Genomic DNA, 24,463 nt, shown 5'->3' on the forward strand with positions numbered 1-24,463 from the left:
AATTTTTCATTCAAGGAGGATTTCGGAATGAAAGAGGAAAGAATGCGGATCTTAAAGTTGGTCGAGGAAGGGAAACTCAGCGTTGATGAAGCCTTGTCACTCCTGGAAAATTTAGAAAAAGCATCACAAACTGCCGAACAAAAAGAGGCGGAAATCGTCAATGAATTGTCAACTGCTGTCAAATTTGAGGAAGCGCAAAAAGAAGAAACCGTACATCAAAAATTCCAGTCTACAAAAGAAAAAATCTTTGAATTTGTCGATATGACCTTGAAAAAAATAAAAGATTTTGATCTTGATTTAAATTTCGGCCACTCTGTTGAAATTTCTCACATCTTTTTTCAAGCGGATGCCGATTTTAGCGATATCGACATGGATGTAGCAAATGGTGCCATTCAGCTTGTGCCATGGGATCAAAAGGATGTGCGGATTGAATGCAAAGCGAAAGTTTACCGGGTAGAGAACCAAGATCAGGCGCGGCAAAGCTTTTTAAAGGATACGATTTTCGCGGTTGAGGGAGGGCGGCTGAAGTTTTCGACACAGTTAAAGTGGATGAAGGTTGAAGCGGTCGCGTACATCCCGCAGATCCAATATGAGAAAATTCGGTTGCGTATGTTCAATGGCCCCATTTCCGGCGGGCAGCTAGAGACCAATCATGTTCGAATGAAAACCGCCAATGGAAAGATTGATTTCACCGGAATCAACGCGAAACGGGTTGAAGCAGAAACAGCGAATGGCCATATTAAAATCGTAAACAGTCTGGTTGATGATCTCGAGGCTGAAACAATAAACGGGGCGATTAAGCTTGACGGCGATTTTCGCCGTGTCGAAACGCAAAGCTTTAATGGCAATTTGGCGGTCAACCTAAGCGGAAATCGCTGCGATTCGCTGAAAGCACAAGCAACAACGGGCAGCATTGATTTGTTCATTCCGGAAAATCGGATTGTGAGCGGTGAAGTCCGATCAAGCTTGGGTGGATACGAAGTACTGCTTGATGGAATTCAAATTTTAGAAGAAAAAAATGAAGTCATTCAAAAACTGCTTCGTTTCCGTTCCGTTCGCACAGAGGAAACCATCCTCAATCTATTCGCTGAAACAAAAACCGGATCGGTAACGGTTCGGAAATCGGGCGCTGTCCATCCATTTAAGTAGGTTGTGTAAAACTTAGCCATTGCCCGAATCCAAAATCATTTCTGAAAAAATAGCGCAACCAGTGGTGCGCTATTTTTTCTCCTTAACGATAAACGCTTCAAAGCCGGCAGCTTTTAGACGGTTAACGAGGGATTCAGCATTCTTTTTGTCGGTAAAAGCACCTGCTTGTACTTTATAGAGTATGGATACAGATTTTTCAGCAGGGGTGGGGACGGGTGCTGTTTTTTTCGTTAATTGATATTGTTCCGCCAGTCCCTTTGTAATGGCACTGGCACATGCTCGCTGAAAGTCTTCGGTGCGCATCTGGTTTGCTTCAGTTTGATTGGTCATAAAACCGCATTCAGCAAGTACAGCAGTCATAGTGGTTTCCCTTACTACATGGAAGTCTGCAGTCTTCACCCCGCGATTTTTCAAACCTGTTTCCGCAATCAAATGGTTTTGAATTTTTTTCGCCAGCTCATATGCATCTTTTGGTTTGGACAAGTATACATATGTTTCGATTCCGCCGGCATCATTCCACGTGTTTCCATAGGCATTTGCATGGATAGAAACATAGGCATCCACCTTTAATTGATTGGCCGAGTCTGTTCGTTCTTTCAACGGAACATCTTGCTGGTCAGAGTGGGCGAAATACACCGTGACGTTTTCATAAGTTTCAAGAAGTTCTTTTGCAAAGGCTGCCACTTTGCGGTTAAACGCGTATTCCTGAAGCCCATCTGGACTGCGCTTTCCCGGGGTGTTATAGCCATGTCCGGCATCAAGCATGATCTTCATGGTAAACCTCACCTCCTTTTCCCCGACAAATAAGGTTTGACTTCTCACAAATAGAATATGAACAAGCCTTCAAAAAGGACAGGGTGTGTGCGAGATTCGGACAAATCTGACCGCTTTTGCACAATCGATTGATATCGTGATTTGGTTCTTGACTGAAAAATGTTAAAATAGGGAGAAATGAGTGTTTTATGAAAGTAAAAGGGGGAAGCCTGCTTGCCTAAAGTACGCACCAAGGACATAGTAGAAAAATTTAATCTCGAATTGATTAGCGGTGAAGAAGGGATTAATCGCCCGATTACGATGAGCGATATTTCCCGCCCTGGAATTGAAATAGCGGGATATTTTAAGTATTATCCGGCAGAACGGATTCAACTTCTCGGAAAAACAGAACTTTCTTTTTTCAATGAATTGCCGAAAAGTGCCCGTGCCTCACGGATGGAACGATTGTGCACAGATATTACCCCGGCCATCATCGTGACAAGAGGCTTGGATATACCGGCCGAGCTGATCGAAGCTTCAGAGCGGGAATCGGTTCCCGTGCTGCGAGCAGGAATGAAAACGACACGCTTTTCAAGCCGGCTGACGAATTATTTGGAAAGCCGTTTGGCACCTACGACGGCAGTGCATGGTGTGCTGGTTGATATTTATGGTGTAGGTGTGCTGATTACTGGAAAGAGCGGTGTTGGAAAAAGTGAAACGGCCCTGGAGCTTGTGAAGCGCGGCCATCGCTTGGTGGCCGATGATTGTGTCGAAATTCGCCAAGAGGATCAAGATACCCTTGTTGGAACATCGCCGGAGTTAATCGAACATTTGCTGGAAATTCGCGGACTTGGCATTATTAATGTGATGACGCTGTTCGGTGCAGGAGCCGTCAGAAGCAACAAACGGATTTCCTTCGTCATCGATTTGGAAATCTGGGATTCAAAACGGCAATACGATCGTCTTGGTCTCGACGAAGAAAAAATGAAAGTTATCGATACGGAGATTCCAAAATTGACGATTCCCGTACGCCCAGGGCGAAACTTGGCTATCATCATTGAAGTGGCCGCAATGAATTTCCGGTTGAAACGAATGGGCGTCAATGCTGCCCGGCAATTTACGGAGCGGCTCTCTGAGGTTATTGAAGACGGCGATCACGAAGAACTGTAAACTCTGATTGCAGCAGGCAAAGGGTTTGAAAGAAAAAAATTGTGATCGATTCAAAAGGGGGAAATTCGGGGGATGGTGGCTGACTCGATGAAAAAGGGTTTAGTTGTGGGCTTGAAAACAACATGGACACTCGGGAAGATTATTTTTCCTATTACACTGATTGTTACGTTTTTGCAGTATACACCTGTTTTGCCTTGGCTCATGAAGGCGATCTCTCCTGCCATGAAGCTGCTCGGATTGTCGGGGGATGCAGCAATCCCGCTCGTACTGGGGTATTTTTTAAATCTTTATGCAGCAATTGGAGCGATTTTAACCCTCCATCTAACGGTAAAAGAAGTGTTTATTTTGGCCGTTATGCTTTCTTTTTGCCATAATCTGCTTGTTGAGTCGAGTGTTGCCGTCAAGACAGGGGTGAAACTTTGGGTTGTCTTAACGGTTCGGCTTGGACTTTCGGTGCTTTCTGCATTTATCCTTAACCTTGTTTGGCAAGGTGGAGGCGACCTCGCAAAGATGATGTTGGTGGATTCAGCTGCAGCTCAACCGAACGGATTCGGAGCGATTTTACTTGAAGCCGTGCAAAAAGCAGGCCTTGGAATTTTTCAGCTTGCATTGATTGTCATACCGCTGATGCTGGTCATTCAGATTTTAAAAGATTTGCAGTGGTTGACAAAATTTTCGAAGGCGATGGGACCGGTTATTCGGTCGCTTGGGATGAGGGAGAATACGTCAACGACTATGGCTGCCGGCTTATTTTTTGGGCTCGCCTATGGAGCAGGTGTGATGATTCAGGCGGTAAAAGAGGATGGGGTCAGCCAAAAGGATTTAACGCTCGCGTTTATTTTTCTCGTAGCCTGCCATGCGGTTATCGAGGATACGCTCATCTTTTTGCCGCTCGGCATTCCGGTTTGGCCGCTATTTTTAATCCGGCTGGGTGTGGCGGTCATGATCACGTTAATTGTCGGCAATGTATGGAAACGTTCCGGCTTTTTGAAAAGAAAGGAAGCAATCTATGAAAACGAATCTTAAAACTGCTTTGTTTGATTTGGATGGAACACTTATAAACACGAATGAGCTGATTATCAACAGCTTTTTGCATACGCTGGGGAAATTTTATCCTAATCAGTATCAGCGTGAAGATGTGCTGCCCTTTATGGGGCCATCCCTGCAAGAGACATTTTCATCCATTGATCCATCAAGGGTGGATGAAATGATCCGGGAGTACCGCACTTATAATTTAGCCCAGCATGATTTGCTTGTGACGGAATTTGAAGGTGTGTTCGAAACGATCAAAACGCTGTATGAATCAGGTTTTAAACTGGGGATTGTGACAACGAAGCTTCACGATGTCGTTGAAAAAGGTCTCAAGCTGTCAAGGCTTGATCGTTTTTTTGAGGTTGTAGTGGCATTGGATCATGTGACAAAGGCAAAACCGGATCCGGAGCCCGTTTTAAAGGCGCTTGATCTCTTGGATTCTCATCCGGCTGAAGCGATCATGGTCGGCGACAATTACCACGATATTTTGGCCGGAAAAAATGCCGGGACGAAAACAGCGGGCGTTGCTTGGTCCGCCAAAGGAAGAGCGTATCTTGCTCAATTTGAACCGGATTATATGCTGGACAACATGGCCGATCTGCTGCCGATCCTTGGAGTGTGATCCTGCAAGATGAGAAGGACGACCCGTTATCCCGTCGAGGGAGCAAACTCGTTGTGGCATGTGTACAAAACCGTGCCGTTTTGGAAAGTTGTCAAAAATTTTATTGTCATTGAGCTTGCGCGCTATACCCCTTTTTTGGGAATGAAAAATTGGCTTTATCGTACGTTTTTGCGGATGGAGGTGGGCGAGCAAACATCCTTTGCTTTAATGGTCATGCTTGATATCATGTTTCCGGAAAAAATCAGCGTCGGTCGCAATACGGTTATTGGCTACAATACGACCATTTTGGCCCATGAATACTTAATTCGCGAGTATCGGCTCGGCGAGATTGTGATTGGTGATGAGGTCATGATTGGTGCAAATTCCACGATCTTGCCAGGCGTAACCATTGGCGACGGGGCGGTTGTTTCAGCTGGAACCCTTGTTCATAAAGATGTCCCGCCCGGCGCATTTGTCGGTGGCAACCCGATGCGGGTGATTTATACAAAAGAAGAATTGGCACAGCGGTGGGCCGACGATCCAATCCATGGGAAAAACTAACGCCTGGTGAAAAAGCCAGGCGTTTCGTTTTGGGGAAAATAGCGGATTTGAATTATTTTTTTATAAAAAGTGGGGTTGATTTAATGGGATAAAATGGAAATACGGATAAATGGAAAAATCCCGCGGATAAAAGCAGAAAACCCGCGGATAAAAGCAGAAAACCCGCGGATAAACAGGAAAATCCCCCGGATAGAAGCAGTAATCTCACGGATAACGAATAAAAATTCGCGGATAAGCGGGATTCCCCCCATCCATTTTCAAAAAATCTCCAAAAAGGTTCCCAATTTTAAAGAGTAATTGGTTGACGGGCTGGCAAATGAGCGGTAAACTTTAATTTATTAGCATATTAGCGAACTAAAGCAAAAGGATGACACCAACCCATACGAATAAATTCCAAAATCGAAGCAATGTTCACAATTGACAAGCAAATATGGTTTAATAATGATAGTTTGAAACAAAAAACAAAAGTCTTGAAAAAGGATTGATAGGATGAGCCGCTTGTTTATGTTTGAAAAGCCTCTTGGTATGAGAGACACACTTCCAGACCTACATGAAAGAAAACATCGCCTTCGATCGGTAATGGAAGAAGCGATTAAACGGTGGGGCTATTCGTTTATTGAAACGCCTACCTTGGAATATTATGAAACAGTTGGTGCCGCATCCGCGATTCTCGATCAGCAGCTTTTTAAATTGCTAGACCGTGAAGGCCATACGCTTGTATTGCGGCCAGATATGACAGCGCCGATTGCAAGGGTCGCTGCCTCAAAACTGTTAAAAGAAGATCTGCCCTTAAGAATCGCCTATTCCGCTAACGTATTTCGCGCCCAGCAGCGGGAAGGCGGCAGACCGGCTGAATTTGAGCAAATCGGCGTCGAATTCATGAATGATGAAACGGTTTCAAGCGATGCAGAAGTCATTGCTCTTATGGTCTCTTCCTTAAAAGAAACTGGATTAAACGACTTCCGGATATCGATCGGACAGATCGCCTTTGTCCAAGAACTATTTTTGCAAATATTGGGGAACGAAGACAGGGCGAATGCTTTGCAGCGTTTTCTATATGAAAAAAATTATGTCGGATACCGTGACCATGTGAACACTTTGTCATTGTCTTCCATCGACAAGCAAAGACTGCTCGGGCTGCTTGACTTGCGAGGCGGGGAGGAAGTCATCGAAAAGGCGCTTGAATTGATAGAAAACGGGAAAGGTAAAGAAGCAATTTTACAATTAAAAGAATTGTGGGATGCTATCAATGATTACGGGGAACAAGACAAGGTGAAGTTCGATTTAACGCTCATCAGCCATATGAGCTATTACACAGGTATTTTATTTGAGGTCTATGCCGGCCGTGTCGGATTTGCACTTGGCAATGGCGGGCGGTATGGGTTGCTTGAGAAATTTGGCAAGTCAGCAAGTGCAACGGGGTTTGCAATCCGGCTTGATTGGCTGCTTGAGGCTCTTGGAGAAACGGCTGACAGTGCTTCTTTTCATTGCATTCTTTTCAGTCAGGAACGGCGCAAAGAGGCATTCCAATTAGCTAAAAAAATGCATAATGAAGGAAAACGAACCGTTTTACAGGACATTAACGGTGTAAAAAATATTGATGCTTATTCCAAGAAATTTGCAGATACGATTTATCTTTTAGGAAAAGCAGGAAAGGAGCCTGCAAATGACTAAAGTGCTGACGATTGCGATGCCAAAAGGGCGCATTTTTGAAGAAGCAGCCGATCTTTTACGGAAAGCCGGTTATCAATTACCGCCGGAATTCGATGAAAACCGAAAATTGATCATTGATGTAGAAGAAGAAGGACTGCGGTTTATTTTAGCAAAGCCGATGGATGTTCCGACCTATGTGGAACACGGTGTCGCCGATTTGGGGATTGCCGGAAAAGATGTAATGCTGGAAGAAGAGCGCGATGTGTACGAACTGCTTGATTTGAAAATCAGCGCCTGCTACTTGGCGGTTGCCGGAATGCCAGAAACGAAGATGAGCGATGTGGCGCCAAGGGTGGCAACGAAGTATCCGAACGTTGCGGCAGCATATTTTCGCGAGCAGGGAGAGCAAGTGGAAATTATCAAGCTGAATGGGTCGATTGAGCTTGCTCCGATGATCGGATTATCTGACCGGATTGTTGACATTGTTTCAACGGGAAGGACATTAAAGGAAAACGGACTTGTCGAGTACGAACGGATTGTTGATGTTACCTCAAGATTGATTGTCAACCCTGTCAGCTACCGGATGAATGATGACCGAATCAGCGAACTCGTTTCGCGCCTAAGTAAAGTAGTGGCGGAGGGGTAATCGAATGAAAATTTTTCAAGTAAAAGACGTGCAATCGATTAAACGCTCGATTGAATCCGGTACAGCGGAACAGCTGGCCGTTGTCCAAAGCATTATTGCCGACGTTCGTAAAAACGGCGATCAGGCATTAAAAAACTACACCGAAAAGTTTGACCGGGTTGCCCTTGAATCATTGGTAGTTAGCGAAACAGAACTAGCCGAAGCGTATGATCAGGTCGATTCAAATTTTGTTGAAGTCGTAAAAGAAGCGGCGGAAAACATTCGCATTTTCCATGCAAAACAGCTGCGGTCCTCCTGGATGACAACTGAAGAAAACGGAACGATTCTCGGGCAAAAAATCATCCCGCTTGATTCTGTTGGCGTGTACGTTCCTGGGGGAACCGCGGCATACCCATCATCTGTGCTAATGAACGTGATTCCGGCCAAGGTTGCCGGGGTAGAGCGAATTGTGATGGTATCGCCGCCGAACGAAAATGGAAAACTTCCGCCGGCAGTACTCGTTGCTGCAAAGGAAGCGGGCGTGAAGGAAATCTATAAAGTGGGCGGGGCACAGGCAATTGCAGCGCTTGCCTATGGAACAGAATCGATTTCTACCGTTGATAAAATAACGGGTCCGGGCAATATTTTTGTCGCATTGGCGAAAAAAGAAGTGTTTGGTGACGTGGCCATTGATATGATTGCCGGTCCAAGTGAAATTGTGGTGCTGGCAGATGACACGGCCTTCGCGGATGAAGTGGCAGCCGATTTGTTATCGCAGGCAGAACATGATCCCCGCGCCTGCGCTGTACTTGTCACACCGTCATCCAAACTGGCTGAAGCTGTTTTGGCAGAAGTAAAGAATCAACTTGAAGAGTTGCCAAGAAAAGAAATTGCTTCCCGTTCAATCGAGGATTATGGAGCGATTTATGTGGCTTCAAGTATGGATGAGGCGATTGCGACGGTCAATGCGCTTGCACCGGAACATTTGGAAGTTGTGACCGAAAATGCGATAGAAGTGATCGGGAAAATCCGTCATGCAGGAGCGATTTTTGTCGGACGCTACAGTTCGGAACCGGTGGGCGATTATTTTGCTGGGCCGAATCATGTGCTGCCGACAAACGGAACGGCCCGGTTTTCTAGCCCATTGAATGTTGACGACTTTCAGAAAAAGTCGAGTGTGATTCTATATAGTGAAAAGGCATTAAAGCAGAATGCTGAGAAAATTGCAACATTTGCGCGGATGGAAGGACTTGAGGCGCATGCAAGAGCGGTTGAAGCAAGGTTGAAAAAATAAAGGAGTTAGTGGCATGGAGAGAAAAGCAAAGATTGAGCGTAATACAAATGAAACAAAGATCAAGCTGGTGTTTGCTGTTGATGGCGAAGGACAGGCGAATCTTGATACAGGCGTGCCGTTTTTGACACATATGCTTGATTTGTTTACAAAACACGGTCAGTTTAATCTTGATGTGGCTGCAAACGGGGATACAGAGGTAGATGATCATCACACGACCGAAGATATCGGCATTTGCCTTGGACAGGCACTAAGGGAAGCACTTGGCGATAAGCGCGGCATCAAACGATATGGCAATGCGTTTGTGCCAATGGATGAAACGCTTGCCCAAGTCGTTGTGGATTTGAGCAACCGCCCGCATTTTGAAATGCGCGCTGAGTTCCCGGCTCCGAGAGTGGGAACGTTTGATACGGAATTGGTTCATGAATTTTTATGGAAGCTGGCGCTTGAGGCGCGGATGAATCTTCATGTCATCGTCCATTATGGACACAATACCCATCATATGATTGAAGCGGTATTTAAAGCGCTTGGCCGGGCATTGGATGAGGCGACAACGGTTGACCCGAGGATTAAAGGCGTTCCGTCGACGAAAGGGATGCTATAAATTTTTTGTGCCTGAGCTGTATAGAAAGGGTGTTTTGAATGATTGGCATTGTGGATTATGGAATGGGGAATTTGTTTAGCGTCAGCAAAGCGCTTGAACGGCTTGGTGCTGATTACTTTATTTCCGGAAAAAAAGAGGAATTAGCAGGTGCCGATGCCCTGCTTTTACCTGGTGTCGGTGCTTTCCGGGATGCGATGGTACGGTTGAATGAAGATGGGCTGACTCCATTTCTTCGCGAGTATACCGAGTCTGGAAGACCGTTGCTTGGAATTTGCCTCGGCATGCAGCTTCTTTTTGAAAAAAGTGAAGAAAATGGACTGACAGACGGGCTTGGCCTGCTGCCAGGGGTGGTTCGCCGCTTTCCGGGCGGGGAATACAAGGTTCCGCATATGGGCTGGAACCGCCTTGAATTTGTAAAGTCTTCGCCGCTCTTTGAAGGTTTGTCGGAGGACTATGTGTATTTTGTTCATTCTTACTTTGTCGATGCCAAGGATTCACCAGTGCTGCTTGCAAAGGCGAATTACAATGAAGAAGTGTCGGCGATCGTCGGCCGCGGCACGATTTATGGCATGCAGTTCCATCCGGAAAAAAGCAGCAAGCTTGGCATGAGTTTATTAGCGAATTTTTTGAAAATGGTTGATGAAAGGAAGGCGGAGCAATGAACATCACGATTTACCCGGCAATCGATATGAGAGGCGGAAACTGCGTCCGCCTTCTGCAAGGAGATTATAATAAGGAAACGATTTACGGGGATTCGCCGTTTGATATGGCGCAAAAATTTGCCGAAGACGGCGCCGAATGGATTCATATGGTCGATTTGGACGGAGCGAAAGATGGCAAACGCGTCAATGACCGTTTTGTCATTCAGGCGGCAAAAGAATTATCCGTGAACGTGCAGATTGGCGGCGGTATTCGAACCGAGCAAGACATCGTGCATTATTTGGAAAACGGTGTAGATCGCGTGATTATTGGCAGTGTTGCGGTTTCAAACCCAGAGTTTGCAAGTGACATGATTCGGAAATACGGCAGCCGGATTGCGGTTGGAATTGATGCCAAAGACGGATTTGTTGCCACCCACGGCTGGCTTGACACATCAACAGTGAAAGCGGTAGAGCTTGGCAAGCGCTTTGCCGAAGCAGGAGCCGAAACGTTTATTTTTACTGATATTGCAACAGATGGCACGCTATCGGGTCCGAATCTTGCCGCTGTTTGCCAAATGGCCGAAGTGACTGGAAAGAGTGTGATCGCTTCCGGTGGAATCAGTAGCCTTGACGATTTGAACGCATTGCGTTCCGTTGCCGGAAAAGGGGTCAGCGGTGCAATTGTTGGCAAGGCCCTTTATGAAAAACGGTTTACGCTGAAAGAAGCGCTGGAAGAGGGGGCGAAAGGATGTTAACAAAACGCATTATACCGTGCCTAGATGTAAAGGACGGCCGGGTAGTAAAAGGCATTCAATTCGTCCAGCTCCGCGATGCCGGCGACCCGGTTGAACTGGCAAAGGTATATGATGAAGAAGGGGCGGACGAGCTTGTTTTTCTTGATATATCGGCTTCCCATGAGGGCCGGAAAACAATGGTTGAGGTCGTCAAAGCTGTTGCATCCGAGCTGGCGATCCCCTTTACGGTAGGCGGCGGGATCAACTCGCTTGATGATATGAAAAAAATCCTGCGCGCCGGGGCTGATAAAGTTTCATTGAATACTGCCGCTGTGCTGAACCCGGAATTGATTACGGAAGGGGCCGGCTTTTTTGGCTCACAGTGTATGGTTGTCGCCATTGATGCAAAGTACGATGATTCGGTCGGAACTTGGAGAGTCTATACGCATGGCGGCCGGAAACCAACTGAAAAGGTAGTCGTTGAATGGGCACGGGAAGCGGAAAAACTCGGCGCCGGAGAAATTTTATTAACGAGCATGGACAGCGATGGTGAAAAAAATGGCTTTGATTTGGAACTGACCAGGGCTGTCAGTGAGGCGGTTTCGATCCCAGTAATTGCTTCTGGCGGTGCCGGAAATGCCGATCATTTTGTTGATGCGTTTGTGGCTGGAAAAGCGGATGCAGCCCTGGCAGCCTCGATTTTCCATTACAAAGAAACATCGGTTCATGAAGTGAAAAGCGAATTGAAAGACAAAGGGGTGGCGGTACGTTGACGGCTGATGAGTTAAAGTTTGATGAAAAAGGGTTGATTCCGGCCATTGTCCAGGATGCGGAAACGAAAGAAGTGCTGACCCTTGCCTATATGAACCGCGAGTCTTTTGCCAAAACGCTTGAGACGAAAGAAACATGGTTTTACAGCCGTTCCCGCCAGGAATTATGGCATAAGGGAGCAACAAGCGGCAACACCCAGATGGTGGTGGGTTTGAAAGTCGACTGTGACCGCGATGCGTTAGTCGTGCTGGTTCATCCGAAGGGACCAGCATGCCACACAGGAGCCGTAAGCTGTTTTAAGGAGGGAGAATTTGAAGATGGAAAACTATGAGATTTTAAAAAAGCTGGAACAAGTGATTAGTGAACGGGAAAAAGAACGGCCAGAGGGTGCCTATACGACGTATTTATTTGAAAAAGGCGTCGATAAAATTTTGAAAAAAGTCGGTGAAGAATCGGCCGAGGTCATCATCGCCGCAAAAAACCGCAGCCACGAGGAATTGAAATGGGAAGCAGCTGACTTGCTGTATCATTTAATGGTACTGCTCGTGGAGCAGGAACTGCCATTTACAGAAGTGTTGAAAACACTGGAAGAACGCCACAATGCAAGATCATAAGGCTGAAAAAACGCTGGCACAGGGATGTCGGCGTTTTTGGGTTCGTTTGACTAATTCAATTGCCGTCCCTCTCCCTACAATTTACAACCACCTTGCAACCCCCACGTATTCCTTTTTAAAAAAGCGGTTCAATTTCTTCTCTGCCAGCTGGTACATATGTTATACTACTTTAGGTATGTTGGATAAAAAAATGGAGGACTGCATGAGTAAAGATGCGAAAGCAACCATACAGAATGGTAAAGTTTTGACCTTTCTTCCGAATGGGGAATATTACTTTAAAAAAGGGTTAAAGGCTTATCATCGCCAGGACCTAAGTAAAGCGAAAAAATACCTTCAACGAGCAATGCAGCTAGAGCCGATGGAACCGATGATTACCTGTCAACTGGCGATTGTTTTAACCGAAATGGGTGAGTATGAAGATTCGAACAAACTCCTGCAGCATATCCTGGAAGAACTGGACCAAGAAATGGTGGAATGCCATTACTTTTTAGCAAACAACTATGCCTTTTTAGGCTTATTTAAAGATGCATTTCAACAAGCAAAGCGCTATTTGGCATTGGAGCCGGATGGGGATTTTGCCGATGACAGCGAGGAATTATTGGAGTTATTGGCCTTAGAGTCGGACGAACTGGATGAAGAGCTGTACGAGGAAGACGATTTAATTGTCAAGCAGGAACAAGCTCGTGAACTGCTGGAATCCGGCTATTTCCCAAAAGCGATTGAGCTCCTTCAAACCGTTATCAAAGAGTACCCGGAATATTGGTCAGCTTACAATAATCTCGCGCTTGCCTATTTTTATTTGGGCGAAGTAAAGAAAGCCGAAGCTATTTTGCACGACGTATTGGAGCAAAACCCCGGAAACCTACACGCATTGTGCAACCTGCTTGTTTTTGCCCATTACCGCAAGCAATCGAAAAAGGCCGCAAAGCTGTTGAAAATGCTTAAAAAAATTCAGCCGCTTGCCACCGAGCATCAGTTCAAACTGGGAGCGACCTTCGCATTAGTCGGCGAGTTTGATCTTGCTTATTTTTGGCTAAAAAAGCTTTATAAATACGGTTTTGATGGAGAAGGCCCTTTCTATTACTGGCTGTCTTTTGCTAGCTATCGAACAGGGAATACCGTTTTCGCCAAAACAATTTGGAAAAAAGTCATCGAAATGAATCCGGATAAAGCAGGGAGCGAACCTTGGCAAGACGATGAGTTTGAAAACCGCCCGCATTACATTTCTGAAAAGCTGAAAAGCGGGCAAACGGAGGAACGGTTGTTTTCCCTTTTTCTGATTTCCGTATCCGACCAGCGGGAGAAAATGCTTGCTTCCGTTCCGATCGATCAACTGGATGATATGGAGCGGGAATATGCAGCATTCGTGATGAACCAAGATTCTTCACTCTCTTTGCCGGGCCATGAAATTGCGAAATGTCTTTACCAATTTTATCAGCCAATTGGGACACTGGAGTCGGGCTTGTTTTTAATGTGGTTTTCCATTTTGCCAGAAGCTGTGTACCAAGGGCTTGATTTAAAAAACACCCATGCCTGGGCTGCGGCTACCGAATATACGTGGAAAAAATTACGCAATGAAAAAAGCTCCCAGCAGGAACTGGCCGACCGGTATGGTCTTTCTGCTGCGACAGTTGGCAAATATGTAAAATTGGTGAACAGTTGTTTACAATGAGCAGATATTTGGACGAAGGAATCTTTGTTTTATAGGATAGGATTATCAAGGAAATAATATCGTTTAGGCAAGTTTCAAAAGGAGTGAACAAAACCATGTCCGATGAAAAAATTTATGATGTCATCATCGCAGGGGCAGGACCTGCCGGCATGACTGCGGCTGTCTATACATCACGTGCAAACTTAAGCACCCTGATGATCGAGCGCGGCGTTCCAGGTGGCCAAATGGCCAATACGGAAGAAGTGGAAAACTATCCAGGGTATGAAAGTATTTTAGGGCCGGATTTATCAACAAAAATGTTTGACCATGCGAAGAAATTTGGCGCGGAATACGCGTACGGCGATATTAAAGAAATCGTTGATAACGGTGAATACAAAACGGTCGTTGCCGGTTCAAAAGAATACAAAGCGTATTCTGTTATTATTGCAACAGGCGCAGAATACAAAAAATTAGGCGTTCCCGGTGAAAAAGAACTGGGCGGACGCGGTGTTTCTTATTGCGCAGTCTGTGACGGAGCGTTTTTTAAAGGCAAAGAGCTGGTTGTTGTCGGAGGCGGTGATTCTGCGGTTGAAGAAGGAGTTTACTTAACACGCTTTGCTTCAAAAGTTACCATCGTGCATCGCCGCGATCAGCTGCGCGCCCAAAAGATTTTGCAGGATCGGGCATTTGCCAATGAAAAGGTCGATTTTATTTGGAATCACACTGTAAAAGAAATTCATGCGAAAGAGGGCAAAGTGGGAAGCTTAACCCTTGTATCAACCGTGGATGGTTCTGAACAGGAATTCCCAGCAGACGGGGTTTTTATCTATGTCGGCATGCTGCCGTTGTCAAAGCCGTTTGTAAGCCTTGGAATTACCAATGAAAACGGCTATATTGAAACGAATGAGCAAATGGAAACAAAAGTTCCCGGCATTTTTGCTGCCGGCGATATCCGCGAAAAAACGTTGCGCCAGATCGTGACCGCTACAGGTGATGGCAGCATCGCCGCGCAAAGTGCTCAGCACTATGTTGAAGAGCTAAAAGAAGCGGCGAAAGCAAAATAGGTTTTTCAGCAAAACGGGCGTTAGAGTACCATCCTAACGCCCGTTTCTCAATTTTGTTTCGACAAACCGGCCGTTAGAGTACCTTTCAAACGCCCGTTTCACAAGATTTTTCGACAAATTGGTCATTGGGGCCCCTTCCTCACCCCAGTTACGGGGCTAACTACAAAAACTTCACAAAAACGTTACCGGCTTTTAATTCTTTTGTAACAAGAGTGAAATATTGGCAGGGTATGATAATATTAGTAATTGACCCCCTTTAAAATATAATCCTTTTCGCACAGGTGAACCACCTGTGTTCTTTTTTTAGCCAATCAAAAATTGCAGGTCAGCACCGTTAGTAACAAAAACAACAAATTTGTTATTCATTGTGACTGAATTTGAAAAATAGTATAATGAAAAGAATCAATAAGCTTATTTTACGAAAAAGTTGTACATAGCGGTTGAGGTGAGGAAGATGCAGCGTGTCACCAATTGTGTCTTGTTGCGGGATAATCAAGTGTTGTTGCTTCAAAAGCCCCGGCGCGGCTGGTGGGTGGCTCCAGGCGGCAAGATGGAACCTGGGGAATCCGTACGCGATTCCTGTGTTCGGGAGTTCCGGGAAGAAACAGGAATTTATCTGAAAAATCCACAACTAAAAGGCGTTTTTACCTTTATTATGAAAGAAAACAATCAAGTCACTTCCGAGTGGATGATGTTTACCTTCATGGCGACGGACTCGGATGGAGTGCGTTTTGAGGAAAGTGTTGAGGGTAAACTGGCTTGGCAGCCGATTGATCAAATTGCTTCTTTGCCAATGGCACCGGGCGATCACCATATTCTTGATTACATGGTTCACGGAAAAGGGATCATCTATGGAACGTTTACGTATACACACGATTTTGAACTAATAAGCTATCGATTGGATCCGAGCTGATTAAATAGGAGGAATTAAAATGAGTACCGGTTCGACAAGCGATACGCAAATGGTCATCATTACAGGGATGTCCGGAGCGGGAAAAACCGTAGCCATTCAAAGCTTTGAAGATTTGGGCTTCTTTTGTGTTGACAATTTACCGCCAACTTTGCTGCCGAAATTTTTAGAACTGATGAAGGAATCCGGGAATAAGATGAATAAAGTAGCGCTTGTAATGGATTTGCGCGGTCGGGAATTTTTTGATCACCTTTTTAAAGCATTGGATGATTTGGCAGAAACTTCATGGGTGACACCGCAAATTTTGTTTTTGGATGCAGACGACTCAACGCTTGTTCGGCGCTACAAAGAAACACGGAGAACCCATCCCCTTGCACCGTCAGGCCTTCCGCTTGAAGGAATACAGCTGGAGCGGGAACTGCTTGAGGAGTTAAAAGGAAGAGCCCAGCTGATTTACAATACATCGCAAATGAAGCCCCGCGAACTTCGTGAAAAGATTTTAAACGAATTTTCGTTGAACAAGAAAACCATTTTTACCGTCAATGTCATGTCGTTTGGCTTTAAATACGGACTTCCGATCGATGCTGATCTTGTATTCGATGTGCGTTTTTTACCCAATCCGCATTATATTGAGCATATGCGGCCAAAAACGGGCTTGGATGAAGATGTATCCAGCTATGTGTTAAAATGGAGTGAAACACAAAAATTTCTGGAAAAAGTGACAGAGCTCCTCAGTTTTATGCTTCCTCATTATATGAGAGAAGGGAAAGCCCAGCTTGTAATTGCGATTGGGTGTACCGGAGGGCAGCATCGCTCTGTCGCTCTGGCGGAATATATTGGTCGCCATTTTGAAAAAGATTACCATACCCAAATTACGCACCGTGACATTGAGAGGAGAAAGGACACGACAAAATGAGTCAATTGGAACAGCCTAGAATTGTCATCATTGGCGGTGGAACAGGCCTCCCTGTCTTATTAAGAGGGATGAAGAAGTACCCTGTTGATATTACCGCAATTGTAACGGTTGCAGATGATGGCGGCAGTTCAGGAAGATTGCGCGATGATTTGCATATTCCTCCTCCAGGTGATATTCGCAATGTTTTAGCTGCTTTATCGGATGTGGAACCCTTGATTGAAGAGATGTTCCAGCATCGGTTCAAAACATCCAATGAACTATCCGGCCATTCATTAGGAAATTTGATCTTGGCTGCGATGACATCGATAACAGGGAACTTTGTTCATGCGATACAAGAAATGAGCAAAGTGTTGAATGTGCGTGGCAAGGTATTGCCGGCAGCGAATCAAAGTGTTGTCTTAAATGCCCAGTTTGAAGATGGGACGGTTGTGTCCGGTGAATCGAAAATTCCCTATTCGGGTAAAAAAATCCACAGGGTGTTTTTAACGCCTAACGACATTGAGCCGCTTCCGGAAACGATACAGGCGATTCGCCAGGCTGACTTGATTATTATTGGCCCAGGAAGTTTGTATACAAGTATTCTTCCAAACCTGCTTGTTCCCATGCTAGGGAAAGAAGTTTGCCGCTCACGCGCGAAAAAAGTCTATATTTGCAATTTGATGACACAAGCGGGTGAAACACTTGGATTCACAGCAAGCGACCACGTTAAGGCCATTTTTGACCATCTGGATTGTCCCTTTATCGATACGATCTTAGTCAACAATGAAGAGATTCCAGCCGATGTTGTGCTTCGGTATAAAAAAGAACTGGCACACCCAGTTCAGTACGATCTTCCGCGACTATTTGAGTTAGGCTTGGAAGTTGTCCATGGTGATATTGCTATTTTGGAGCATGGAGCACTGAGACATGACCCAAAAAAGGTGGCCGAAATTTTATATAATTTACTAATTGCTGAAACCAAAAATCGGTTTGAAGCGTATTAATAGATGGCTGGCTGATTTTTTTCAAAAAATGCAGTAAGAGAAGCGGATGAATGGCAATAGTGCCAGCAAGTAGGGGGGTGAAAGGATGTCTTTCGCTTCGGAAACGAAAAAAGAATTAACGACGCTTGAGGTTAAATCCTGCTGCAGCCGCGCCGAGCTTTCCGCATTAATTCGCATGAATGGATCGCTATCCTTCTCGAATCGCAAGCTGGTAGTCGATATTCAAACGGAAAACGCGGCGATTGCCAGAAGAATTTATACCCTCATTAAAAAAAGCTATGATGTGCAAGTAGAACTGCTCGTACGCAAGAAAATGCGGCTAAAGAAAAACAATGTCTACATTGTCCGCCTCGCCCAGCAGGCAAGAGAAATTTTGGAGGATTTAAAAATCCTTGGCGAAGGATTTACCTTCATCCACGATATTTCAACAGATTTAATCAAAAAGAAATGTTGTAAGCGTTCTTATTTAAGGGGTGCTTTTCTTGCCGGCGGTTCCGTTAACAACCCGGAGACGTCATCGTACCATTTGGAAATTTTTTCACTTTATAAGGAGCATAATGACTCTTTATGTGAATTAATGAATATGTTTGGGCTGAACAGCAAGACGCTTGAACGAAAAAAAGGCTATATCACGTATTTGAAAGAAGCCGAAAAAATTACGGAATTTTTAAACGTGATTGGTGCCCATCATGCACTGCTCCGCTTTGAAGACGTCCGAATTGTCAGGGATATGCGCAACTCGGTGAACCGCCTTGTCAATTGCGAGACGGCCAACTTAAATAAGACGATTGGCGCGTCGCTCAGACAGGTTGAAAATATTCGGTTTATCGAGCAGACAGTCGGGCTGCAGGTGCTGCCCGAAAAATTGCGGGAAATTGCCGAACTCCGAGTAACGTATCAGGATGTAACATTGAAGGAGTTAGGGGAAATGGTTTCCGGGGGTGCGATCAGCAAGTCGGGAATCAATCACCGTTTGCGAAAAATCGATGAAATTGCGGAGAAAATCAGAGCCGGTGAAACGGTTCCGAAAAAATAGATAGAAAAAATTGAGGAGGTTTTGGAAAAAATGGTCGTAAAACAAGTGGAAGTAAGATTAAAAACCGGACTTCAAGCCCGTCCGGCTGCCCTGTTTGTTCAGGAAGCAAACCGTTTTTCAGCTGAACTATTTCTTGAAAAGGATGGAAAAAAGGTAAATGCGAAAAGCATTATGGGGTTAATGAGCCTTGCGGTTGGTTCCGGGTCAATGGTTAGCATTATTGCCAATGGTGATGACGAACAGGCTGCCATCGCAGCTTTAAGCGATTATATTCAAAAAGAAAATTAAAAAAAGAGTTTGACAAAGATTTGTCAAACTCTTTTTCTTAGTCAAAACTTATTTCTTTTCTTTTGACTGTTCATTCCGGGTAATAATGTGGTCGATCAAGCCGTATTCAAGAGCACGTTCAGCGGTCATGAAATTGTCGCGATCCGTATCTTTTTGGATGACTTCAAGCGGCTGGCCTGTGCGTTCTGCTAAAATCGTATTTAATTTTTCACGAAGGAAAAGAATCCGTTTTGCCGCAATTTCGATTTCAGTCGCCTGGCCTTGTGCGCCGCCAAGTGGTTGGTGGATCATCACTTCCGCGTTTGGAAGGGCATAGCGCTTGCCTTTTTCACCAGCTGCAAGAAGGAAGGCCCCCATGGATGCAGCCATACCGATGCAAACGGTTGAAACTTGCGGTTTAATATACTGCATCGTGTCGTAGATCGCCATCCCGGCAGTAATGCTGCCGCCTGGGCTATTAATATATAGGGTGATATCCTTTTCCGGGTTTTCCGCCTCTAGAAACAATAATTGTGCTACAATCGAGTTGGAAACATTATCATCAATTGCGCTGCCGAGCATAATGATGCGGTCTTTTAACAAACGGGAATAAATATCGTAGGCTCTTTCACCCCGGTTGGTTTGTTCGATTACGGTAGGGATCAAATTCATTGCCTGTTCCTCCTTTAATATGTAACTTGTTTTGAAAATCGTTCGTACTGTAATCATACACTAATGGTCAATAAAGGTCAAACAAATCAGCTCTTGTTTCGCTCGACAAACTTTGAAGAATTTCGTAAGCTTAAAGCGCTTGACCAAAAAGGAAGACTGCCACAAATTTTTAATTAGTAAAAAGACCTCAAATTCATCATATCCAAGTTTACAGGTTTTAAACATTTCCCCCCTTGCAAAACGGACAAACATCGCATATAATATAAAAGTCGCTTGCATTATTTGCCCTCGTGGTGCAACGGATAGCACGCAAGATTCCGGTTCTTGAAATTCGGGTTCGAGTCCTGACGAGGGCGTACGAAAAACAAATAAGTTCCTATGTTTGTAAGAGTTTTGTACAGGCATAGGAACTTTTTTTCTTTGTATTCTTTTGCATTTTTGATAGCTATCATTTTATCTGTGAACAAAATGCAAAAATTGTTAAAATGATGAAGATCTTTTATTGCAATACTATTGATTAAAAATGGTACAATCAAAGTCAATTCACAAAAAGTCTTGAAATAAATAGATAAAAGGGAAGGACAATGGATGAAATTGTTGCAAATATCGAAAGTAAATCCTCACTTAATTGAAGATTTTACATGTTTCTTTTCTTCTTATAAGCAGTTCGGGCAGAGGTTAAAAGAAGATCATGAAAAAATAGATTATTTCTTAAAAGACATGGTTTATAAAGTAGCAGATCTCTAATTCAAAAAAAATGAAATACATATCTTAGAAATTAATCCATGCTGAATTACCCCCAACCAATACCCCTTTCTTTTCCCCCCTACACCAAATCATCATCGTCATGTAAAATAGAGAAAGGGGGTGCGAAGATGGATTTAAAGACTGGTTTATGGCAGCAGCAGACATTGAAATTGGCGATGACACAAGAATTGACGCAGGCGATTGCGCTGCTGCAATACTCAACACAGGAACTGACCGAGTTTTTGGAAGCGAAGGCGTTGGAAAATCCCCTTTTCACAATCGAAAGACGCCAGCGGGCAAAACGAGTAAAAACCGATAAACAACAAACCGATTGGGTGGAGCAAATTGCGGATACCCCTTTTTCCCTTGAAGACGATTTGATTGACCAATTAGACGTCAAAAAGTATTCGATTGAGCAATTGGCTCTCATTCGGATGGTGATTAGAGACTTAGATGAAAACGGTTACTTTAGAGGGAGAGTACAGGAACTTGCGGAAAAATTGCATGTCCCTCAGGCGATGGTCGAAAGAAGCATTGCCATCATTCAAACGCTTGAACCAGCCGGAATTGGAGCAACTTGTCTACAAGAATGCCTGCTGCTGCAGGTAAAACGGAAGGAACCGGAAAATGAACTGGCGATCACGATTCTTGAGAATTATTTTTTTCCGTTCGCTGAAAAGAAGTGGAAAATGATTGCGAAAGAATTGCAGGTTACATTAAAGGAGATCCAGGCGGTCTCGGACTTTATCCAGAAACTTAATCCGAAACCGTGCGCGGGATATACGGCTGCTTCACCACCATACCTGATTCCGGATGCAGTGATTGAATGGGATGGTAGCGATTTTTCCGTCCGTTTGTGGGAGGCAGCATTGCCGAAAATCGAGTTCAATACCCAATATTATCAAAAGTTTTCGGCTCAAGGTGATCGGCACGTGCAGCAATTTTTGCAGGAAAAGTATCAAGACTATCAATGGATTGCCAAGAGCATTGAACAACGAAAAGAAACGGTGAAGAAAGTCGTTTTAAAAATCGTTGAAAAACAGCTGGATTTTTTTCGAAAAGGCCCGGAATTTTTGCAGCCAATGACAATGAAGGAAATGGCGAACGAGCTGGCCGTTCATGAATCGACAATCAGCCGTGCTGTAAGGGAAAAATATGTGCAGACCCCAAATGGAACTTTCCCGTTAAAATTCTTTTTTACAAGTACGGTTCAGACTGTTTCAGATGAAAGCACTTCATCTTCTCAGGTGAAAAATTTGATTGCGCGCCTTGTAGATCGCGAAGATAAGCAAAAGCCCTATTCAGATCAAGAGCTGGTTGATTTACTAAAAGATCGCGACGGGATTCTGCTATCGCGGAGGACGGTTGCTAAATACCGCGATCAGTTAGGAATTCCATCTTCCGCCAAACGGAAACGGTATTAACGATCGAAAGGAATGTGGGCGATGCACCATATTATTTTGTACACCCGTGACGGCTGCCATTTATGTAAAAAAGCAAAACAAGACTTAATGGAATTGAAAAACGAACTTTCTTTTTCATTTGAAGAAAAAAATATCGCGCAAAGTGATGAGCTCACAGAGCAATATGGTTTGATGATTCCCGTTGTTGTAATTGACGGGGATGTGGTCACATATGGATTTGTTAACAAGTTTGACATAAGTAAACGTTTGCAGTGAAAAACCCAAAGGATAATAGTTGAAATCGCATAGTACTCCTGCTAGAATGAAAAATGTGCCAGGGGTAATTTTTTTTGATTGTAGTGGGACATAATACGTCTACGCGGGATGTGAACCGACCAACTACATGTAATTAAAGGGGCATGAATTCATGCGGGAATTTATTGATATTCAACGAAAATTATTACCCGATCTTTTACAAGTTATTCAGAAACGCTACTCCATTCTAAGGTACATAGGTTTGATGCAACCTGTTGGCCGACGAAGCCTTGCTGCAAGCCTTGGTTTTACAGAAAGAACACTTCGGAGTGAGGTAGAATTCCTTAAGGATCAAAACTTACTTACAGCAGGCAGTGCCGGAATGCGGTTAACGCTTGAAGGAAAGAACTTGCTGGAAGATCTTGAAGGCATTATGCGGGAAATTAAGGGTATAGACGTAATGGAAATGGAACTAAAGCATCGGCTCGGGATCCATAGGGTAATGATTGTGCCGGGCGATGTAGATGAGTCTCCAATGGTTAAAAATGAGCTTGGGAAGGCTTGTGCATCCTGCATGAAAGTGCTGCTAAACGGAGAAAATATCATCGCTGTGACTGGCGGCTCCACGATGGCTGCCGTTGCTGAAATGCTTACCCCTGAACTTGGCGAAAAGAAATTGCTTTTTGTCCCGGCACGCGGCGGAATCGGCGAAGACGTCCAGAATCAGGCAAACACGATTTGCTCCAATATGGCGGCACATACCAACTCCAGGCATCGGGTTCTCTATGTCCCTGATCAGGTCAGCCCGGACATTTATGAATCATTGATCAGAGAGCCAGCCATTCATGAAGTACTCGGTCTGATCCAGTCGGCAAGCATGGTTTTGCACGGGATTGGAGATGCTATGACAATGGCCAGACGCCGAAAAACGAGCCCTGAAGATTTGGAAAAAATCAAAAAGGAAAAAGCAACCGGGGAAGCGTTTGGTTATTACTTCAACGAAGCGGGCGAAATTGTCCATAAAGTCGCAACCATTGGCCTGCAGCTCGATGATCTCGAACGCATTCCAAATGTGATTGCGGTCGCAGGCGGGAAGTCGAAGGCAAAAGCGATCCGCGCCTATCTGAAGCAAGCTCCTTCATCCACGATTTTAATCACCGATGAAGGTGCGGCAAACCAGTTATTAAAAGGGTAACCCCTTTTTAAATAAATTTTAATTCTGCATCACAAAAAAGGAGGAAATTTCTCATGACAGTTAAAGTAGGTATTAATGGATTTGGACGTATCGGACGCAATGTGTTCCGTGCAGCTCTTAAAAATTCAAATGTTGAAATCGTTGCAATCAATGATTTAACAGATGCAAAGATGCTTGCACATCTTTTAAAATATGATTCCGTTCATGGGACTCTTGCAGAAGATGTTACCGTTGATGGTGAATATTTGGTTGTTGGCGGCCAAAAAGTAAAAGTTATCGCAGAGCGCGATCCTGCACAACTTGGCTGGGGAGACCTTGGCGTAGAAGTAGTCGTTGAATCTACCGGCCGCTTTACAAAACGCGAAGATGCTGCAAAGCACTTGGAAGCTGGCGCGAAGAAAGTCATTATCTCTGCACCTGCAAACAACGAAGACATTACCATTGTTATGGGTGTTAACGAAGACAAATACGATGCTGCAAACCATCATGTGATTTCGAATGCATCTTGTACAACAAACTGCTTGGCACCATTTGCAAAAGTGTTAAACGACCAGTTCGGCATCAAACGCGGTATGATGACAACTGTTCACTCTTATACAAATGACCAGCAAATCCTTGACCTGCCACACAAAGACTACCGTCGCGCCCGTGCTGCTGCTGAGAACATGATTCCTACTTCTACTGGTGCTGCAAAAGCTGTTGCATTGGTTCTTCCTGAATTAAAAGGAAAATTAAACGGTATGGCAATGCGCGTTCCAACACCAAACGTGTCAATCGTTGACTTAGTTGCTGAATTGGACAAAGACGTTACAGTTGAAGAAGTAAACACTGCGCTAAAAGAAGCTGCAGAAGGCCCGTTAAAAGGGATCTTAAATTACAGCGACCTTCCATTGGTTTCTCGTGACTACAATGGCTGCACAGCATCTTCTACAATCGATGCATTATCAACAATGGTGATCGAAGGAAACATGGTAAAAGTATTGTCTTGGTATGATAACGAGGTTGGTTACTCAAACCGTGTTGTTGACCTTGTTGACTATATCGCTTCAAAAGGACTTTAATTTTTCAAAGAATGGGCTTGGAATTCATATCCAAGAACATCTATAATGATAATCGTGATTAGAATGCTTTTAAAAGGGGAGCGGGGAGGATTCCCCTCTCCCCT

26 protein-coding genes, 1 tRNA gene and 1 pseudogene are annotated in these 24,463 nt (G+C 44.5%); 25 read left to right on the forward strand and 3 right to left on the reverse strand.

The features are described 5' to 3' along the window. Positions 1-27: 27 nt before the first annotated feature. Complete coding sequence (locus tag ACQYAD_RS00440; protein ID WP_430234477.1) at positions 28-1,149, forward strand: DUF4097 family beta strand repeat-containing protein; 1,122 nt, start codon at positions 28-30, stop codon at positions 1,147-1,149. 69 nt (positions 1,150-1,218) lie between these two features. Here ACQYAD_RS00440 and ACQYAD_RS00445 read toward each other — a convergent pair whose 3' ends face one another. Beyond that, positions 1,219-1,923, reverse strand: coding sequence for an N-acetylmuramoyl-L-alanine amidase (locus ACQYAD_RS00445; protein ID WP_430234479.1), 705 nt, complete (start codon positions 1,921-1,923; stop codon positions 1,219-1,221). 213 nt (positions 1,924-2,136) lie between these two features. On the opposite strand from ACQYAD_RS00445, the gene hprK reads away from it, so the two are divergent. The 4 genes from hprK to ACQYAD_RS00465 all read left to right on the forward strand — a co-directional run bounded on the left by hprK (position 2,137) and on the right by ACQYAD_RS00465 (position 5,266). Further along, positions 2,137-3,072 carry an HPr(Ser) kinase/phosphatase gene (hprK, locus tag ACQYAD_RS00450; RefSeq protein ID WP_430234481.1) on the forward strand — a complete coding sequence of 312 codons (936 nt, stop codon included), beginning with the start codon at positions 2,137-2,139 and terminating at the stop codon, positions 3,070-3,072. A gap of 72 nt (positions 3,073-3,144) precedes the next feature. Then, on the forward strand, positions 3,145-4,098 hold the full coding sequence (locus ACQYAD_RS00455) for a nucleoside recognition domain-containing protein (RefSeq protein ID WP_430234483.1): 954 nt from the start codon (positions 3,145-3,147) through the stop codon (positions 4,096-4,098). Then, positions 4,082-4,726 (forward strand): pyrophosphatase PpaX, encoded by a 645-nt coding sequence (ppaX, locus tag ACQYAD_RS00460; RefSeq protein ID WP_430234485.1) that lies wholly within the window; start codon positions 4,082-4,084, stop codon positions 4,724-4,726. Before ACQYAD_RS00455 ends, ppaX begins: the two co-directional genes overlap by 17 nt. Positions 4,727-4,735: 9 nt before the next feature. Continuing rightward, complete coding sequence (locus ACQYAD_RS00465; protein ID WP_430234487.1) at positions 4,736-5,266, forward strand: acyltransferase; 531 nt, start codon at positions 4,736-4,738, stop codon at positions 5,264-5,266. Positions 5,267-5,346: 80 nt separating this feature from the next. Here the strand turns inward: ACQYAD_RS00465 and ACQYAD_RS00470 are convergent, their stop codons facing one another. Next, positions 5,347-5,517 carry a hypothetical protein gene (locus ACQYAD_RS00470; protein ID WP_430234489.1) on the reverse strand — a complete coding sequence of 57 codons (171 nt, stop codon included), beginning with the start codon at positions 5,515-5,517 and terminating at the stop codon, positions 5,347-5,349. A 238-nt stretch (positions 5,518-5,755) separates the two neighbouring features. Here ACQYAD_RS00470 and ACQYAD_RS00475 point away from each other — a divergent pair, with 238 nt between their 5' ends. The 15 genes and pseudogenes from ACQYAD_RS00475 to ACQYAD_RS00545 all read left to right on the forward strand — a co-directional run bounded on the left by ACQYAD_RS00475 (position 5,756) and on the right by ACQYAD_RS00545 (position 19,047). After that, complete coding sequence (locus tag ACQYAD_RS00475; protein WP_430234491.1) at positions 5,756-6,940, forward strand: ATP phosphoribosyltransferase regulatory subunit; 1,185 nt, start codon at positions 5,756-5,758, stop codon at positions 6,938-6,940. Further along, positions 6,933-7,565 (forward strand): ATP phosphoribosyltransferase, encoded by a 633-nt coding sequence (gene hisG, locus ACQYAD_RS00480; RefSeq protein ID WP_430234493.1) that lies wholly within the window; start codon positions 6,933-6,935, stop codon positions 7,563-7,565. Before ACQYAD_RS00475 ends, hisG begins: the two co-directional genes overlap by 8 nt. Before the next feature lie 4 nt (positions 7,566-7,569). After that, on the forward strand, positions 7,570-8,838 hold the full coding sequence (gene hisD, locus ACQYAD_RS00485) for a histidinol dehydrogenase (protein ID WP_430234495.1): 1,269 nt from the start codon (positions 7,570-7,572) through the stop codon (positions 8,836-8,838). A gap of 13 nt (positions 8,839-8,851) precedes the next feature. Next, positions 8,852-9,439 (forward strand): imidazoleglycerol-phosphate dehydratase HisB, encoded by a 588-nt coding sequence (hisB, locus tag ACQYAD_RS00490; protein ID WP_430234497.1) that lies wholly within the window; start codon positions 8,852-8,854, stop codon positions 9,437-9,439. A 38-nt stretch (positions 9,440-9,477) separates the two neighbouring features. After that, positions 9,478-10,101: an imidazole glycerol phosphate synthase subunit HisH gene (gene hisH / locus ACQYAD_RS00495; protein ID WP_430234499.1), complete on the forward strand. Its 624-nt coding sequence runs from the start codon at positions 9,478-9,480 to the stop codon at positions 10,099-10,101. After that, positions 10,098-10,835, forward strand: a complete 738-nt coding sequence (gene hisA / locus ACQYAD_RS00500; RefSeq protein ID WP_430234501.1) for a 1-(5-phosphoribosyl)-5-[(5-phosphoribosylamino)methylideneamino]imidazole-4-carboxamide isomerase — start codon at positions 10,098-10,100, stop codon at positions 10,833-10,835. Before hisH ends, hisA begins: the two co-directional genes overlap by 4 nt. Next, positions 10,829-11,587: an imidazole glycerol phosphate synthase subunit HisF gene (gene hisF / locus ACQYAD_RS00505; RefSeq protein ID WP_430234503.1), complete on the forward strand. Its 759-nt coding sequence runs from the start codon at positions 10,829-10,831 to the stop codon at positions 11,585-11,587. The genes hisA and hisF overlap by 7 nt, the downstream gene beginning before the upstream one ends. After that, positions 11,584-12,199 (forward strand): annotated as a pseudogene (gene hisIE, locus ACQYAD_RS00510) (bifunctional phosphoribosyl-AMP cyclohydrolase/phosphoribosyl-ATP diphosphatase HisIE). Before hisF ends, hisIE begins: the two are co-directional and overlap by 4 nt. A gap of 202 nt (positions 12,200-12,401) precedes the next feature. Next, positions 12,402-13,871 (forward strand): tetratricopeptide repeat protein, encoded by a 1,470-nt coding sequence (locus tag ACQYAD_RS00515; RefSeq protein WP_430234505.1) that lies wholly within the window; start codon positions 12,402-12,404, stop codon positions 13,869-13,871. Between the two features lie 83 nt (positions 13,872-13,954). Then, positions 13,955-14,914 carry a thioredoxin-disulfide reductase gene (trxB, locus tag ACQYAD_RS00520; protein WP_430234507.1) on the forward strand — a complete coding sequence of 320 codons (960 nt, stop codon included), beginning with the start codon at positions 13,955-13,957 and terminating at the stop codon, positions 14,912-14,914. Between the two features lie 454 nt (positions 14,915-15,368). Continuing rightward, positions 15,369-15,827: an NUDIX hydrolase gene (locus ACQYAD_RS00525; RefSeq protein WP_430234509.1), complete on the forward strand. Its 459-nt coding sequence runs from the start codon at positions 15,369-15,371 to the stop codon at positions 15,825-15,827. A 19-nt stretch (positions 15,828-15,846) separates the two neighbouring features. Continuing rightward, on the forward strand, positions 15,847-16,740 hold the full coding sequence (gene rapZ, locus ACQYAD_RS00530) for an RNase adapter RapZ (RefSeq protein WP_430234511.1): 894 nt from the start codon (positions 15,847-15,849) through the stop codon (positions 16,738-16,740). Continuing rightward, on the forward strand, positions 16,737-17,723 hold the full coding sequence (locus ACQYAD_RS00535; RefSeq protein ID WP_430234513.1) for a gluconeogenesis factor YvcK family protein: 987 nt from the start codon (positions 16,737-16,739) through the stop codon (positions 17,721-17,723). Before rapZ ends, ACQYAD_RS00535 begins: the two co-directional genes overlap by 4 nt. A gap of 85 nt (positions 17,724-17,808) precedes the next feature. Beyond that, positions 17,809-18,759 carry a DNA-binding protein WhiA gene (gene whiA / locus ACQYAD_RS00540; protein WP_430234515.1) on the forward strand — a complete coding sequence of 317 codons (951 nt, stop codon included), beginning with the start codon at positions 17,809-17,811 and terminating at the stop codon, positions 18,757-18,759. Between the two features lie 30 nt (positions 18,760-18,789). Next, entirely contained in the window at positions 18,790-19,047 is a 258-nt protein-coding gene (locus ACQYAD_RS00545) for an HPr family phosphocarrier protein (protein WP_430234517.1), read from the forward strand. A gap of 48 nt (positions 19,048-19,095) precedes the next feature. Here the strand turns inward: ACQYAD_RS00545 and clpP are convergent, their stop codons facing one another. Then, the gene (clpP, locus tag ACQYAD_RS00550; RefSeq protein WP_430234519.1) at positions 19,096-19,755 is read right to left on the reverse strand and encodes an ATP-dependent Clp endopeptidase proteolytic subunit ClpP; all 660 of its coding nucleotides are present in this window, start codon (positions 19,753-19,755) and stop codon (positions 19,096-19,098) included. 227 nt (positions 19,756-19,982) lie between these two features. Here clpP and ACQYAD_RS00555 point away from each other — a divergent pair. The 5 genes from ACQYAD_RS00555 to gap all read left to right on the forward strand — a co-directional run bounded on the left by ACQYAD_RS00555 (position 19,983) and on the right by gap (position 24,359). Continuing rightward, a tRNA-Arg gene (locus ACQYAD_RS00555) sits at positions 19,983-20,054 on the forward strand. Between the two features lie 519 nt (positions 20,055-20,573). Beyond that, entirely contained in the window at positions 20,574-21,869 is a 1,296-nt protein-coding gene (rpoN, locus tag ACQYAD_RS00560) for an RNA polymerase factor sigma-54 (RefSeq protein WP_430234521.1), read from the forward strand. Positions 21,870-21,890: 21 nt separating this feature from the next. After that, positions 21,891-22,124 (forward strand): glutaredoxin family protein, encoded by a 234-nt coding sequence (locus ACQYAD_RS00565; protein WP_430234522.1) that lies wholly within the window; start codon positions 21,891-21,893, stop codon positions 22,122-22,124. A gap of 151 nt (positions 22,125-22,275) precedes the next feature. Continuing rightward, positions 22,276-23,298, forward strand: coding sequence for a sugar-binding transcriptional regulator (locus ACQYAD_RS00570; RefSeq protein ID WP_430234524.1), 1,023 nt, complete (start codon positions 22,276-22,278; stop codon positions 23,296-23,298). Positions 23,299-23,351: 53 nt separating this feature from the next. After that, a complete protein-coding gene (gene gap, locus ACQYAD_RS00575) occupies positions 23,352-24,359 on the forward strand; it encodes a type I glyceraldehyde-3-phosphate dehydrogenase (protein WP_430234526.1) in 1,008 nt (335 codons plus the stop codon). Positions 24,360-24,463: the final 104 nt, after the last annotated feature.

The sequence above is a fragment of the Neobacillus sp. SM06 genome (assembly GCF_050496765.1).
Taxonomy (GTDB): domain Bacteria; phylum Bacillota; class Bacilli; order Bacillales; family Cytobacillaceae; genus JAEVLT01.

Bases quoted from the DNA above. Each gene is read 5' to 3' on its own strand.
- clpP (WP_430234519.1), bottom strand. From the start codon at position 19,755: ATGATTACAGTACGAACGATTTTCAAAACAAGTTACATATTAAAGGAG.
- ACQYAD_RS00545 (WP_430234517.1), top strand. From the start codon at position 18,790: ATGGTCGTAAAACAAGTGGAAGTAAGATTAAAAACCGGACTTCAAGCC.
- ACQYAD_RS00565 (WP_430234522.1), top strand. From the start codon at position 21,891: ATGCACCATATTATTTTGTACACCCGTGACGGCTGCCATTTATGTAAA.
- whiA (WP_430234515.1), top strand. From the start codon at position 17,809: ATGTCTTTCGCTTCGGAAACGAAAAAAGAATTAACGACGCTTGAGGTT.
- ACQYAD_RS00470 (WP_430234489.1), bottom strand. From the start codon at position 5,517: ATGGGGGGAATCCCGCTTATCCGCGAATTTTTATTCGTTATCCGTGAG.
- ACQYAD_RS00475 (WP_430234491.1), top strand. From the start codon at position 5,756: ATGAGCCGCTTGTTTATGTTTGAAAAGCCTCTTGGTATGAGAGACACA.
- hisF (WP_430234503.1), top strand. From the start codon at position 10,829: ATGTTAACAAAACGCATTATACCGTGCCTAGATGTAAAGGACGGCCGG.
- hisB (WP_430234497.1), top strand. From the start codon at position 8,852: ATGGAGAGAAAAGCAAAGATTGAGCGTAATACAAATGAAACAAAGATC.
- ACQYAD_RS00525 (WP_430234509.1), top strand. From the start codon at position 15,369: ATGCAGCGTGTCACCAATTGTGTCTTGTTGCGGGATAATCAAGTGTTG.
- ppaX (WP_430234485.1), top strand. From the start codon at position 4,082: ATGAAAACGAATCTTAAAACTGCTTTGTTTGATTTGGATGGAACACTT.
- rapZ (WP_430234511.1), top strand. From the start codon at position 15,847: ATGAGTACCGGTTCGACAAGCGATACGCAAATGGTCATCATTACAGGG.
- rpoN (WP_430234521.1), top strand. From the start codon at position 20,574: ATGGATTTAAAGACTGGTTTATGGCAGCAGCAGACATTGAAATTGGCG.
- ACQYAD_RS00445 (WP_430234479.1), bottom strand. From the start codon at position 1,923: ATGAAGATCATGCTTGATGCCGGACATGGCTATAACACCCCGGGAAAG.
- gap (WP_430234526.1), top strand. From the start codon at position 23,352: ATGACAGTTAAAGTAGGTATTAATGGATTTGGACGTATCGGACGCAAT.
- ACQYAD_RS00515 (WP_430234505.1), top strand. From the start codon at position 12,402: ATGAGTAAAGATGCGAAAGCAACCATACAGAATGGTAAAGTTTTGACC.
- hisA (WP_430234501.1), top strand. From the start codon at position 10,098: ATGAACATCACGATTTACCCGGCAATCGATATGAGAGGCGGAAACTGC.
- ACQYAD_RS00570 (WP_430234524.1), top strand. From the start codon at position 22,276: ATGCGGGAATTTATTGATATTCAACGAAAATTATTACCCGATCTTTTA.
- ACQYAD_RS00465 (WP_430234487.1), top strand. From the start codon at position 4,736: ATGAGAAGGACGACCCGTTATCCCGTCGAGGGAGCAAACTCGTTGTGG.
- hisG (WP_430234493.1), top strand. From the start codon at position 6,933: ATGACTAAAGTGCTGACGATTGCGATGCCAAAAGGGCGCATTTTTGAA.
- ACQYAD_RS00440 (WP_430234477.1), top strand. From the start codon at position 28: ATGAAAGAGGAAAGAATGCGGATCTTAAAGTTGGTCGAGGAAGGGAAA.
- ACQYAD_RS00535 (WP_430234513.1), top strand. From the start codon at position 16,737: ATGAGTCAATTGGAACAGCCTAGAATTGTCATCATTGGCGGTGGAACA.
- hisD (WP_430234495.1), top strand. From the start codon at position 7,570: ATGAAAATTTTTCAAGTAAAAGACGTGCAATCGATTAAACGCTCGATT.
- ACQYAD_RS00455 (WP_430234483.1), top strand. From the start codon at position 3,145: ATGGTGGCTGACTCGATGAAAAAGGGTTTAGTTGTGGGCTTGAAAACA.
- hisH (WP_430234499.1), top strand. From the start codon at position 9,478: ATGATTGGCATTGTGGATTATGGAATGGGGAATTTGTTTAGCGTCAGC.